Annotated in this window: 15 protein-coding genes; 12 read left to right on the top strand and 3 right to left on the bottom strand. The window is 29.7% G+C overall.

Annotated features, from left to right (window positions below; all coding sequences use genetic code 11):
- The first annotated feature begins 305 nt into the window (after window positions 1-305).
- Window positions 306-1,019: a YebC/PmpR family DNA-binding transcriptional regulator gene (locus tag ACHRWY_RS09370; RefSeq protein WP_059118580.1), complete on the top strand. Its 714-nt coding sequence runs from the start codon at window positions 306-308 to the stop codon at window positions 1,017-1,019.
- Between the two features lie 87 nt (window positions 1,020-1,106).
- On the opposite strand, the gene ACHRWY_RS09365 is transcribed toward ACHRWY_RS09370, so the two are convergent.
- Window positions 1,107-1,394: a hypothetical protein gene (locus ACHRWY_RS09365; RefSeq protein WP_395354060.1), complete on the bottom strand. Its 288-nt coding sequence runs from the start codon at window positions 1,392-1,394 to the stop codon at window positions 1,107-1,109.
- 586 nt (window positions 1,395-1,980) lie between these two features.
- Here ACHRWY_RS09365 and ACHRWY_RS09360 point away from each other — a divergent pair.
- The 4 genes from ACHRWY_RS09360 (at window position 1,981) to ACHRWY_RS09345 (ending at window position 4,568) form a co-directional block, all read left to right on the top strand.
- Window positions 1,981-2,532 (top strand): HD domain-containing protein, encoded by a 552-nt coding sequence (locus tag ACHRWY_RS09360; RefSeq protein WP_395354058.1) that lies wholly within the window; start codon window positions 1,981-1,983, stop codon window positions 2,530-2,532.
- Window positions 2,533-2,562: 30 nt separating this feature from the next.
- Complete coding sequence (locus ACHRWY_RS09355) at window positions 2,563-3,072, top strand: hypothetical protein (RefSeq protein WP_395354056.1); 510 nt, start codon at window positions 2,563-2,565, stop codon at window positions 3,070-3,072.
- Between the two features lie 89 nt (window positions 3,073-3,161).
- Window positions 3,162-3,857 carry a hypothetical protein gene (locus tag ACHRWY_RS09350; protein WP_395354054.1) on the top strand — a complete coding sequence of 232 codons (696 nt, stop codon included), beginning with the start codon at window positions 3,162-3,164 and terminating at the stop codon, window positions 3,855-3,857.
- Window positions 3,858-3,950: 93 nt separating this feature from the next.
- Window positions 3,951-4,568: a hypothetical protein gene (locus ACHRWY_RS09345; RefSeq protein WP_395354052.1), complete on the top strand. Its 618-nt coding sequence runs from the start codon at window positions 3,951-3,953 to the stop codon at window positions 4,566-4,568.
- Between the two features lie 18 nt (window positions 4,569-4,586).
- Here the strand turns inward: ACHRWY_RS09345 and ACHRWY_RS09340 are convergent, their stop codons facing one another.
- The gene (locus tag ACHRWY_RS09340; protein WP_395354051.1) at window positions 4,587-5,147 is read right to left on the bottom strand and encodes a DUF6939 family protein; all 561 of its coding nucleotides are present in this window, start codon (window positions 5,145-5,147) and stop codon (window positions 4,587-4,589) included.
- 296 nt (window positions 5,148-5,443) lie between these two features.
- Here ACHRWY_RS09340 and ACHRWY_RS09335 point away from each other — a divergent pair, with 296 nt between their 5' ends.
- The 7 genes from ACHRWY_RS09335 (at window position 5,444) to ACHRWY_RS09305 (ending at window position 10,782) form a co-directional block, all read left to right on the top strand.
- Window positions 5,444-5,761, top strand: coding sequence for a hypothetical protein (locus ACHRWY_RS09335; RefSeq protein WP_395354049.1), 318 nt, complete (start codon window positions 5,444-5,446; stop codon window positions 5,759-5,761).
- A 218-nt stretch (window positions 5,762-5,979) separates the two neighbouring features.
- Window positions 5,980-6,369: a hypothetical protein gene (locus ACHRWY_RS09330; protein WP_395354047.1), complete on the top strand. Its 390-nt coding sequence runs from the start codon at window positions 5,980-5,982 to the stop codon at window positions 6,367-6,369.
- A 542-nt stretch (window positions 6,370-6,911) separates the two neighbouring features.
- Complete coding sequence (locus ACHRWY_RS09325) at window positions 6,912-7,409, top strand: hypothetical protein (protein ID WP_395354046.1); 498 nt, start codon at window positions 6,912-6,914, stop codon at window positions 7,407-7,409.
- 100 nt (window positions 7,410-7,509) lie between these two features.
- Window positions 7,510-8,166, top strand: coding sequence for a hypothetical protein (locus tag ACHRWY_RS09320; RefSeq protein ID WP_395354045.1), 657 nt, complete (start codon window positions 7,510-7,512; stop codon window positions 8,164-8,166).
- A gap of 321 nt (window positions 8,167-8,487) precedes the next feature.
- The gene (locus ACHRWY_RS09315) at window positions 8,488-9,189 is read left to right on the top strand and encodes a hypothetical protein (protein WP_395354043.1); all 702 of its coding nucleotides are present in this window, start codon (window positions 8,488-8,490) and stop codon (window positions 9,187-9,189) included.
- A gap of 456 nt (window positions 9,190-9,645) precedes the next feature.
- The gene (locus ACHRWY_RS09310) at window positions 9,646-10,185 is read left to right on the top strand and encodes a hypothetical protein (RefSeq protein WP_395354042.1); all 540 of its coding nucleotides are present in this window, start codon (window positions 9,646-9,648) and stop codon (window positions 10,183-10,185) included.
- 177 nt (window positions 10,186-10,362) lie between these two features.
- Window positions 10,363-10,782, top strand: coding sequence for a helix-turn-helix domain-containing protein (locus ACHRWY_RS09305; protein ID WP_395354040.1), 420 nt, complete (start codon window positions 10,363-10,365; stop codon window positions 10,780-10,782).
- A gap of 150 nt (window positions 10,783-10,932) precedes the next feature.
- Here ACHRWY_RS09305 and ACHRWY_RS09300 read toward each other — a convergent pair whose 3' ends face one another.
- Window positions 10,933-11,841, bottom strand: a complete 909-nt coding sequence (locus tag ACHRWY_RS09300; protein WP_395354039.1) for a LamG domain-containing protein — start codon at window positions 11,839-11,841, stop codon at window positions 10,933-10,935.
- Between the last annotated feature and the right edge of the window lie 386 nt (window positions 11,842-12,227).

Below are 12,227 nucleotides of genomic sequence, written 5' to 3'. Positions count from 1 at the left end.
GTTTCAGGTTTCAGGTTTCAGGTTTCAGGTTTCAGGTTTCAGGTTTCAGGTTTCAGGTTTCAGGTTTCAGGTTTCAGGTTTCAGGTTTCAGGTTTCAGGTTTCAGGTTTCAGGTTTCAGGTTTCAGGACATAAAAAGTTCAATTCGTAACGAATTGAACTTTTTATTTTATCGATTTTCTCAATGTTTCAACGAAAACCGGAACGTGAAACCTGAAACCATGAAACAAATCAAAAAAACTTAATTTTTGATTTTGGAAAAATAAGGAATAACCGTATTTTTGCATCTCAAAATAAAAAATTAGTAATGGGAAGAGCGTTCGAATTTAGAAAAGGAAGAAAAATGAAACGTTGGTCAGCAATGGCTAAAACATTTACCCGAATCGGGAAAGACATCGTTATGGCTGTTAAAGAAGGTGGCCCTAACCCAGATGCCAATTCTAGATTGAGAGCTGTTATACAGAATGCAAAAGCCGCCAACATGCCTAAGGACAATGTAGAGCGCGCGATAAAAAATGCAAGCAATAAGGATACGGCCAACTATAAAGAAATTTTGTTTGAAGGATATGCCCCTCACGGAATTGCCATTTTGATTGAAACAGCCTCTGACAATAATAATAGAACGGTAGCAAACATTAGAAGTTACTTTAACAAATGCAACGGTACAATGGGAACTCAGGGTTCTGTTGAGTTTATGTTTGACCATACTTGTAATTTCAGAATTGCAAAAGGAAATCTTGATCCCGAAGAATTAGAACTTGAACTAATTGATTTTGGTGCCGAAGAAGTTTTTGAAGATGAAGACGGAATCTTAATCTATGCGCCTTTTGGAAGCTTTGGAGCTTTGCAAAAAGAATTAGAAAACAGAGGTCTTGAAATTTTATCTTCCGGTTTTGAGCGTATTCCGCAAATCACGAAAGAACTTACCGAAGCTCAAATCGCTGACGTTGAAAAACTAATCGAAAAAATTGAAGAAGATGATGACGTAATGAACGTTTATCATACCATGCAGGAAGCATAATTTTTTCTTTTATAAGATATGTAAAAGCTCTGGAGTTATTCAGGGCTTTTTTTTGTTATCTTACTTTTTCCTCCTTTTTATATCATCTCAATAAGGCAAGTCATCAACCGGAATATTAATAAAATCCGGTTCAGGTGTCATTTCGAACTGAACAGCTTTAATCGTAGTATTTTCTTTTAATAAAGCTTTAATAATCCGATGCATTCCGTCCATTAAGCGACCATCTGAACATAAAATGATTGGATATCTTAAGTTTGCAGCGTTAACAAGTTTCATGTGATTAAAAACATCCGCACAAGTTGGCAGGTTAGTATTATGTTCAAACCAATAAGGTTCATTTACTTCTTTAATATCAGATAATAATACCTTTTTCACAGGGAGGTCTTTCGATAATTCAATTAAACGATAAACATCCCAGGCTTTTAAACCATCTTCACTTTTACGTAAGTTATATTGTTATCTCATAATAATGAACTAAACATAGAATAAAGCAATTTATTGTTCTAAAATAAACTATTATATTTACGCATCTCAAATCTAAAATTAATTAAAAATAAACACATTATGCAAACATCAAAATACACAAGATACGCCGTTATAGTTTTAGTAATTTTATTTGTAGTTCTTAGTGTTATAAGCTAAAATAGCTATAATTATAAAATCAAAAGCCTTCTTAAATCAAATCCGAAGGCTTTTGCTGTGTAGCCTTCAGAAAAAAAATTAGAACCCAATATTGGTTTATCATTCTAAATATACCTTAATATATATTTTAAACCTGGTGGCCTTTCTGGTTTAGATTTAAAATATTTGCAGGAACCTTTATTTTTTTATTCTTTATATTCTTCTATTTATATTTACTATTTAGGAAAACATTCAATATCGTGAATATTAGAGTTGCTTTATTTATGGTGTCTTAGAAATTGAGTAACTTACAAATATTAAAATCTAATTAAGAAAACTTATGAAAAAATGGTCAATTGATAATCTTCAAAAAACATGGTATTTAATTTCTAAACTCCACCAGGGACAAAAATACGGAGGAGATGAAGAGAATTTACAAATCGAATACATTAACCATATCGGAAGTGTCACCTTCGAGATTATAAATTCACTTAATTTTGAAGAAAACATAGATGCTGATTTTGCTATTTCCTGTGCATTATTGCATGATACTATCGAAGATACCGAAATTACATACGACGAGATCGAAAATTTATTTGGAGTAGAAATCGCAAGGGCTGTTAGTGTTTTAACCAAAAATACCTCTTTAGAAAAACATATGCAAATGGAGGATAGCTTATTTAGAATACGACAACTACCTAAAGAAGTATGGTCCGTGAAAATGGCTGACAGAATATGCAATCTATATGCCCCACCCTATTATTGGACAACAGAAAAGAAAAAAGAATACCACAAAGAGTCCTTACTAATTTATAATGCTTTAAAAGAAGGAAACACTTATCTCGCCAAGCGATTAAAAGAAAAAATCGATGATTATGTAAAGCATTTTTAATAAATATTAAATAAAATTTAAATAAAATAAATGCGATTAATAGAAGAATTTTACTGTACTGAAAATGAAATACAAGGCAATGGAAATGAGAAATTACTTTCAGCGGGTATTTGTAAAATTAAAAGCGAATTGATCAGACCGGAAATTTTTCTTCTGTTAAATGGAAATAAAATTAAGTTTGAATGTAATTTTAGTGTAGCAGTACAAGAAAATCCATTTACTCAGGAAGAATTATTCTTTTTTGAAAAAACATATCGGGTTAAACTGGCTACCCATAAAATATATCCATCCAGACTGACTACTGACAACTCCTTTATAAATAAGTTGTATGATTTACCAGCGACTATTGCCTTGTTTACAGACAAAGAATCAGATAAAAATTATTTATTAATAGAATTTCGCCGCTGGCAATATGATTATCAGCCAAGAGGAGCCGGAGAAGATAGCTACGGAGAAGATGTTGCCTACGTTCATGGTATATGGGAAGATCCGCTTTTAACAGCTGAAATAATGGCAAAAATCAAAGGTAACAGATCATAAAAGGAGACTAAATTACAGTGAAGTATAATACTTAAAGGATTTATGGGAAGATTTATTAAAGGTTTGTTCGTAATTGTTCGAAAACTAAAATGACAGAAGTAAAGAAAATCGAAAATTTAAGCTTGTTCAAAAGCATAAATAATAAAGTTCACTTAAAGTATATGGGCTGGGAAGAGCCCAACAGAGGCCAGGAACTGGTATATTATTCTGTACTGATTAATGATCTGGACAGAACGGAGGAATTATTTTCAGTAAAAACAATTCAATGTCTTATAAATGAAAAAATTGAAATAGAACATCCCACTAAACACTTTGCATTCATTCCGTGTGTTGACTCTATTCTTCTAAATACTTTTGATTACACCAAAACAAAATTAAAAGTATACTTTAGAGAAAATGGCAATACAATACAAGATGTTTTAGTAGGGAGCTTTTTTTATCCTGAAAAACACTTGCTGATTAATAAAAGAAGTTTGGTTTTAACAGATTTGTTAACTTTAGAAAATAAGAAAATAAAGTTTGAAAGCAATATAGCTATAGAATGGGCATATTTAATTAATTCAAAGCAAATTCAGGTTATTCAATCGTTTTCTAATTCATGTTTTATATATGATTTAGACGAAGAAAAAGTAATAGATCAAAAAAGTATTATTGATGAGCTGCTTTATCCAAATATTTTCAGATGGATTTACAGAGGCCAGGATTATAGTTCAAATCAGGTAGAAATGGAAATGCTTCAAAAAGCAAATAATCAATTTACAAGTACATACTTTAAGATAAACTAAATATAAAGGATTGTTTTTTTTATTTAATATTGGTATTAAATCTCATCGTAAATACTACTTAAAGCTAAATAAACAAAATTAAAACCATAGTCAATGAACAAATTAAAAGTAACTAAAGAATGGCTTAACTGGTTTCACAACGAGACAATCGAATTAGTTACTACAATTGATAATAGAGAACTTTTTATTCAAACTTTTGAAGGGAATTTTGCTGGTGATCAATTGAATTACGAAACTGTATTTAAATTGATAGATGCTTTTATATCTTCATATGATTTTCTAGAATTAGATTACATTAGATTAATATGGTCAGAAGAACTAGAAAAGAAAAACTTACAATTTCACAGAAACAAAAGTGATTTTGCAGTTTGGAAAGAAACTGTAATTAAATACAACTTCGAAATAGAAAATTCATATGCAGGAGATTACGAAGACCCTTCGGAAATATTCTATAATTACTTTCTTAATGCAAATGGAAAAGAAGTACTTCTATATAATCATGCTCAAAATGACAGAACTGGAATTTATTTGTGGTATAATGTCAAAACCAAAACAACACACTTCTCCATTAGTATAGAATTTAGAAAGAGCTTATTTATGATTGATAAACGTTTTGAAATAAATTTACCTCTAGATTATCTTGAATTTAATACCAATCTGAAAACAACTGCAGAAATAAAAATGCTGCAAAAACTTAAAGAGTACTCTTAGACCAAAACAAGAAGTATCTTAAAGAGTTGGGACTTTATAGTTGTTCTCTATAAAGCTTTTAATAAGACTTGCATGAGAAAGAGGTTTCGTTATATTTTTAAGGTCTGTATTTGTTTCATAATCTAATAATACTAATGATTTAACGGAAGAAATTGTTTTCAATTCTTCGACTAAATCATGAAGGTAATTTTTCAACACATATTCATAAGAAGGAACATATATATTGAGCCTGGCACTATAATAATCTAAAAGTTCAGAGCTGTATATCCCTTTTTGATGCCCTAAAACTGTACCATACTTTCTAGTAGTCCTTTTTAAGTTTTTCATATTTTTAATCAAAAACTTTGATTCATCAATCCCGCAATCTTCAAAAACCTTTAAACCTTGCCAAATCCCTTCTACAGATTCACTATAACGATCATCTGTAAAGGGAAGTGGAATATTCCCTACAGGATAAAAAGGACTAAATTTTACGTAATCATTCGTAGCCTTTGATGTTACATCAATTATTTCAGAATCTGGATATTCTTTTTGTATCGTTTGAATTGATTTTCTTTTATGGCAAATAAATATAGGCATTTTGATATTTTTTACGTTGTGCAATACAGAGCTAAAATATATCTTTTATTTTTGTCTCACAAACAAAAGCATTTACAATGATAAGCCCCCTTGCTTCTTGAAATATTCTTCTGAAAATTTTCAAAAAACAGAATTAATGATGAAGCCATGATAGAAATAGATTATAACGATTTTGAAAAGGATTGCCTTGAAATTTTTGGTAAATATCACAGCAGAATCATTAACAGGGTTGATCGAAGAATTAATTTCTAGAGGAGCAAATATAAATAATCTTAAAATAAATAGAATTTACTAAAATGGAAGTAAAAACTCTTCAAAAATATTTAGGGATGGCGGTTCATTTTATTTATTATCATCATCATAGATTGAATAATGAAAAAGTGTTTGAAGATGATTATTGGGAGCACTTATTAAAAACAGGAACATTGGAATATTGGGAAATGTTATATAAATGTCTTGACTTCGCTTTAACTCAAGATGATTACTGTTTATCAATAGTTGATTCACCATTTAAAGAGCGTTATTCTGAGGCTGATATTAAATTGTTTTTCGAGAAATTTCACGTTTATTTAAGAGCACGTTTACAAGTTAAATTTGATGGTCTTCCTCCATGATAGTAAAAATACTTTTTCTAGAAATGAATTTACTTTATAATCCCCACGCTGGCGCGAGCATCATGCTCGTGAACGCGAAGTTCTTTCGTTAACAAAAACTATAATGGTGTAAGAGTAGGTTTAATCAAGACTAATGGGCAGTTTGCTACCATTTTTCCCGATAATAAGTTTCAGCCAAATTCAGCAGGTCAACTAATTTTAAACCCTAAATTTTAAAAATGGAATTTGATACTAATTCACAATCTTGTTCGTTTAGCTTTACGGAAAGAGAACTTTTATTCTTAGTATATAAAATAATCGAGGTTGAGTCAAAAGAATACGGTAGCTTTGACCCAGCAGGAATGATACTTCGCAATATCTTAGAAGTTCTTTTGTCCTTGAATGAAACTAAAGCGATCGAGTTTATTGAGTCTCTTGACAATGATGTGAACTTTGAAATCGTATCAAATAGTTTTGGTGCAATAAGCGGAAAATTCCAAAGTAAGCACTTTATTGAAAGGATTGAATATACTACGAAAAAGTATACATCGAGTATCTATTTCAAGAGAATGTTAGACAATATAGACGAAGCAAAAAATGCACTTGACGACACTGAAAGTCTTACATAAGATATAAGATAATATTATTCATCCTATTCTCAGCCAAATAAGCTAAATCTAGAAGCCTTCTAAACTAAAGAAGGCTTTTTATTTTTGTATGAACATCTCAAAAAAAATCAAATCTCTACCCTCCCCTTTCTCTCCACATAATTAACTCCCAATCCTCGCATTTATCATAATTTTAGTCAACTCCTCCGTTTCAATAATGATATCCTGTTTCAAAATATTTCCTTTTACTGATTTTATGTCAAACGGTATTATTCTAGAAAAATATAAATCACGACTTTCAACAGTAATCAAAAGACTGTTATTAGTTTTTAAAACTGTTAGCGGAATAGCAAATTCACCGGTTTTTGCATTTACTTTAAATGGCTTGGTGAATTATTAATATTAATAGTTAAGTTTGGATAGTTTTTACCGTTTAAAGGTTTGTTTGTTTTTGAATCTAATATTTTTCCTTTCCCCCACGCTGGCGCGAGCATCATGCTCGTGAACGCGAAGTTCTTTCGTTAACAAAAACTATAATGGTGTAATGACTAAATCTTAAAATAATGAATCTATTAGAATATAAAACATTTAAGAACGATATCGAAAAATATCTTAAAAAAAGTATGGATACTTTCCAATTAAGATTAAATATACATTTCAATGAAGCCGAAAATGAATCTGTTGATTACTATCTATACTATGAAAATGAGCATTGTATAATTTCTTTAAACTTTATTGAAAGCTTTCCTTATCAAGACGTAATACCCCAATTTTATTTAAAAAACTCAGATGAATATTTAAAAATAGATCAAATTTATTTAAGACCTTTTCTATGCATTGATGAAAAAGATTTTAAAGCATATTGCCTGGAAAATTATAATAACCGATATCTCTATTCAGATGATTTTAAGGATAATGATAAAGGAGGTATTTATTACGGCTTATATTCAATAAATGAGATCCTCTTAAAGTATTACTACGATTTGTTTAAAGGTAAATACTCTATTGAAGACTATAAAAATTTTCTACAAAGTCAATTTAACTTTCCATCCGCAAGCTAGCGAATACACGATGCGCGTTGTAGGTTCATCATCATATTCAGAAGCATTTCGATTCAAAACAAATATAAACTCCTCTAACTAAAAACTCAATCGCAGATATATGAAACTTTATTTACCAGGAAAATTAAGAGGGAGTTGGCATTTTGACAGTAATAAATACGATTATGATTACGACATAGCACCATACCCGGAAATTTCATCAGATTTGAATACTTTGTTAACTATTCTTATTGAATCTCAACTTTTTATTCCCAGATCATTAGAAGGTAAAAACGAAATATTGAATTATAGTAATGTCGAAGAATTGATTGCTTTAATTGAAAAAGACAACTATTTGCAGGATTGTTTTGAATTTGGTATAAACGGTGATACTGTTATTTATACCGAACAGGGAGAGGAAATTCACTCTGATATATTTTGTATAGAAAGTTTTCGTACATTCCAGCAAAGTTTCGTATTAGCAACAAAGTCTGATGTTTGGTTGCCGATGTCTTTTAATGAAGAGAATTTTTCATATGTTTGGAATTTAGAGCGATATAATTTAAACTTTAGTAGATTACCAGCTGTTTTAAAAAAAATAAATGAAAATTTGAAATGGGAAAACGAAAATTTATTAGTTAACGAATTTAATGAAAGAGGTAGTTTACAAAAGGGCTACAATATTTTTCTTTCCAAAGAAATATTAAAAAGCCAGTATAATGAAAATCCAAATCTAGAATTTAACATCAATGAATATATAGCAAAAACAGAAATCTAACAATTACACTACAATAGTAGTTGACCAGCAAAATTGGTTATTTAAAATAGATATCCCCCACTACAAAAGTATTCCCTATAAAAGCTCCCTAATTATCTTTGGCTTTGCGATGCTTTACAAGCGTACACATATCAAATAATTACAAACAACTTGTTAGGTTTTCCATAAATATCCAGAGCAAACAATCTCGTACAGCAAGTGTTTATAAAAAATTCTGAATTTACTACTGCAATAAGTATCAAAACAGGCTTAAAAGAAGGTTAAAGCCCTTCTGAGATCTATCCACTAGTATATAATTGGTTCAAAAATCCGAAAAAAAAAATGGAGTCAACTAATAAATTAATAGAAGTTGTGAAAGATTACGTTGAGACTAACAACGTTATCATAATTGTCAAATTAAACAAAGAAAAAGTAAGTACAAGATTTTACGAAATTAAGAATAAAGAGGAAGTTTATTTCAGACCTAAGCCTAAAGAGTATCGAGAGTTTTCGGATGAAATATATGAGCTTTATAATTCTTTATTCTCAACAAAAGATAAATTCAATTCTGTTATAATTGAAATTAATCCTGAAGGCTTACACTCAGAAAAGTACTTTTGGGATTCAGAAAAAGAAAAACAAGATTTATTAGAAGGAGCAGATGTTTTTTACCAATGGGTAAATGAACGTATGATGTCAATGATATTTGAATATGAGAAAGATAATAATCTTGTCCCTCCCCAATATGATTCAGATGGTGATTTAGAATATTTAAGTTCATGGGACAGTGGTGTATTTACTTTCCACATTGGTGAAAAGAATAACTTAGAATACAAAATAGTCCTTACAAAAGATGGAAATGAAAGAATTTTAGATTTACTCTTAAAGGATTATTTTGTAGAAGGAATTTTAGAACATTATAAGATAACTAATACTGAACTTTCTGATGAATGGAAACCCTGGAACACTATGATATTAAAATCTTTGCATTATGATATTCCTTATGATAAGAGAGATGAATTTGTGAGTTACATTCTTGAGTAATTTTTTCATCTTCCCCACGCTGGCGCGAGCATCATGCTCGTGAACGCGAACTTGTTTCGTTAACAAAAACTATAACTTGATTTTTAAATAAAATATAAACAAGTAAAAATTAAACAAATACCAAGCGATTTATTTCAACTTAAAAATATAATTGTATTTGAAAAAAATCAGGAAGTTTTCAAATTAAAAGATCAAATAATAGAAAAAATTCATGTTTCAGTATCAGAGAATAATAACAATCACTTTATTTTCAACATACAAGGTGTTAATAAGGAAGATATTGATATTAGATTAGATAAAGATTTAGATTATTTAATTCCGAATAATAAATTATATTCTATTTAAAGATAAAAGTGCGTTAGAAAATATAGATCAGGTCAATATTGAATTAGGAAAATCAGAACCATTAGCAGAGTTTAATAAAAATATATTATTTTTTGAAAAAGTAAAATAATTATGGAAGTTTTAGATAAAGACTGGAAAATTTTTGATGAAAATTATAAAGTTAGAAGAGACAAATTGTTTCTAATTTTTCCTTATAGGGCAAATTATGAAGAGCTGAAACAGTTATTATTAGAATCAAAAACTGATTCTATTTATGATACGAGATTTAGTAAGATATTATGGAGATTTCCAATTTCTATGCCCGATAGTGATTTTATGAAACTATTACAATTTTTTTTAGTAGAGAATTGGCATCATGGACACGAATCTATAATTGAAACATTCCAAGATAGTTTTAATAATGACAAAGAGAACATAATATATTTAATGCAGCTACTTTCTGCACTTCCTGAATTTTATAAATATGATGAAGATCTCAAATATCCTTTTGTTAGAAAAATCATCTACGCAATTGGTGCGCAACCAGAACCATACAACATTGAAGCATTAGAAAAAATATCACAATCAGAAGATGAGAAAATAAACGAATTAGCATTACATCAAATTGAAAAAAGAAAAAAATTGGGTAGATGGGAAGCTAACAATCAATAATAATTTTAATTCTTTGCTGTATTTTACTTGTAAGAAAAATTATATATTTACTAAACAAACAATAAAAACGAAGTAAGACCAAAGCAATCAAATCTTTCGTTAGCTCGTATCATACCGCTTTAAATCTGTTTTTTACATATTATTTAATTTTCTATTGATAATTATTATCTTTGAACTATGAGCACACTAACAAAACCAAATCATATAGGGCGAAAAATTAGCCGTATTCGTGAACTTAGAGATATGAAGCAGGAAGCTTTGGCGCAAGCCTTAGGCACAAACCAACAAGCTGTATCGTTAATAGAAAATAGTGAAACGATAGACGAAGAAAAATTAATTGCAGTAGCAAAAGCACTTGGTGTAACGGTTGAAGCAATTAAGAATTTTTCTGAAGAAGCGGCAATTAATTATTTCAACAACATTTACGACAATGATATTAGTGGCAGTATTGTAAATGCAAACGCAAATCATTGTTCATTCAATCCTCTGGATAAAATGATGGAAGTTGTCGACGAAAACAAAAAACTTTACGAACGTTTGCTGCAAGCTGAAAAAGATAAGATCGAGTATTTAGAAAAATTACTTAAAGAAAAATAGATTTTACGATTACAATCGTCAAGATATGTTGTCATTATTCCGGTAATGCTATTTGTAGTAGAACCTATCAAATCAAAAAGCCTTCTTAAGTTAAACTTATGAAGGCTTTTTCAATATAATAAAGTCATAATTTGACTTAAAAACACCTACTTACTTTTTAGCAGGATTATTGGTTACTTTCAATAAATAAGTTCCTTCCGGTAAATCTCCAATATTAGAAGCATTGCTTCCCACTATTTTTCTTCCTTGGGAGAAAACCTCAATAGTTTTAGACCCCGTATTGGTTTCAATAGTGGGTGCTGCTACTGTTTTTGCTGCAGTTGTAGTTTTTACGGTTGGTGCCGCGGCAACTTTCTTTACTGCACTCGGAGCCTGAACAGTTTCAATTACGGCTGAAAGAGCCGGTTTCGAACTATTATAAGATTCCATAACCTGCTCATCTGTCATGGCAACACTATATATTTTAAGATCATCTACATCAGCATTAATTCCGGTTGTAGCATTTAGCGCTCCCAATCTTAAAATGTAGCCTTTTGTTAAACGTTGAATTCCATCAACAGATTTTAATAATTCACCATTGCGGTATATTTTTGAAGTAGTCCCGTCATAAGTAACACTATATTGATACCAGACGTCTTTTATAAGCGGAACAGACACTATAGCATTATTGGTATCTCCCCAACCAACCAGGCTTAAATCAGAATTGCCCGAAGATACCGCTTGTTGCAATAAACCAAAATACTGGCCATTTACTGCACTGCCATACCCTAAAATATAATTAACCGAAGTAATAGCATTAAATTTTACCCAGATCGATATAGATCTTGGTTTGTTATCCTGAGCAAGATCCCCTACTACGCCTTGTAAAAGTTTGCCGGTAAGTCGCTGGGCACTTTTAGCAACTCCCATTCTGTCATTTACAAAATTAGGTGTTCCCAGAAAAGAAATCGTGTTATCAGTACTATTTAAATTTCCATCGAATTTGAATTCCTGAACTGGATTTTGGGCATTACTATTTAAAAAACTTACAAACATTAATGTTAGTAATAATTTTTTCATATTCACAGATTTTAGGCTATTTAAGAAAGTGTATCTTTTAAATACTGAACTATATGGGATTATTATGGGCAAAAATTTACTTGGCAACAAAGAAAAAAACATTAAATAATTAAAATTGATAATTTAAAACTCTTAATTTAATTTACTTATAGTTTTTATAATTTTGTTAAAACTATAAATTTAATTCAAAATTACCAAACACTTTAGCGATATAAATAAGGTATTCTTATTTAAATAAGTAATAAATCAAAATTAAAGAACCTAAGTTTTAGTATTTGTAAAAACATTTTTACAAATAAGTCAATTTACAATACGAATAGAATTTTATATTTAAGAAAAGTAGTCGCTATTTTGATAAGATTATCTTTTTAACTTCACTAAATCCT

This window comes from Flavobacterium sp. FlaQc-48, assembly GCF_044007335.1.
Classification (GTDB): domain Bacteria; phylum Bacteroidota; class Bacteroidia; order Flavobacteriales; family Flavobacteriaceae; genus Flavobacterium.
Note: the sequence above shows the minus strand (reverse complement) of the source record. Positions and strands in the feature narration are given on the sequence as shown.

Bases quoted from the DNA above. Each gene is read 5' to 3' on its own strand.
- ACHRWY_RS09370 (WP_059118580.1), top strand. From the start codon at position 306: ATGGGAAGAGCGTTCGAATTTAGAAAAGGAAGAAAAATGAAACGTTGG.
- ACHRWY_RS09360 (WP_395354058.1), top strand. From the start codon at position 1,981: ATGAAAAAATGGTCAATTGATAATCTTCAAAAAACATGGTATTTAATT.
- ACHRWY_RS09355 (WP_395354056.1), top strand. From the start codon at position 2,563: ATGCGATTAATAGAAGAATTTTACTGTACTGAAAATGAAATACAAGGC.
- ACHRWY_RS09350 (WP_395354054.1), top strand. From the start codon at position 3,162: ATGACAGAAGTAAAGAAAATCGAAAATTTAAGCTTGTTCAAAAGCATA.
- ACHRWY_RS09345 (WP_395354052.1), top strand. From the start codon at position 3,951: ATGAACAAATTAAAAGTAACTAAAGAATGGCTTAACTGGTTTCACAAC.
- ACHRWY_RS09340 (WP_395354051.1), bottom strand. From the start codon at position 5,147: ATGCCTATATTTATTTGCCATAAAAGAAAATCAATTCAAACGATACAA.
- ACHRWY_RS09335 (WP_395354049.1), top strand. From the start codon at position 5,444: ATGGAAGTAAAAACTCTTCAAAAATATTTAGGGATGGCGGTTCATTTT.
- ACHRWY_RS09330 (WP_395354047.1), top strand. From the start codon at position 5,980: ATGGAATTTGATACTAATTCACAATCTTGTTCGTTTAGCTTTACGGAA.
- ACHRWY_RS09325 (WP_395354046.1), top strand. From the start codon at position 6,912: ATGAATCTATTAGAATATAAAACATTTAAGAACGATATCGAAAAATAT.
- ACHRWY_RS09320 (WP_395354045.1), top strand. From the start codon at position 7,510: ATGAAACTTTATTTACCAGGAAAATTAAGAGGGAGTTGGCATTTTGAC.
- ACHRWY_RS09315 (WP_395354043.1), top strand. From the start codon at position 8,488: ATGGAGTCAACTAATAAATTAATAGAAGTTGTGAAAGATTACGTTGAG.
- ACHRWY_RS09310 (WP_395354042.1), top strand. From the start codon at position 9,646: ATGGAAGTTTTAGATAAAGACTGGAAAATTTTTGATGAAAATTATAAA.
- ACHRWY_RS09305 (WP_395354040.1), top strand. From the start codon at position 10,363: ATGAGCACACTAACAAAACCAAATCATATAGGGCGAAAAATTAGCCGT.
- ACHRWY_RS09300 (WP_395354039.1), bottom strand. From the start codon at position 11,841: ATGAAAAAATTATTACTAACATTAATGTTTGTAAGTTTTTTAAATAGT.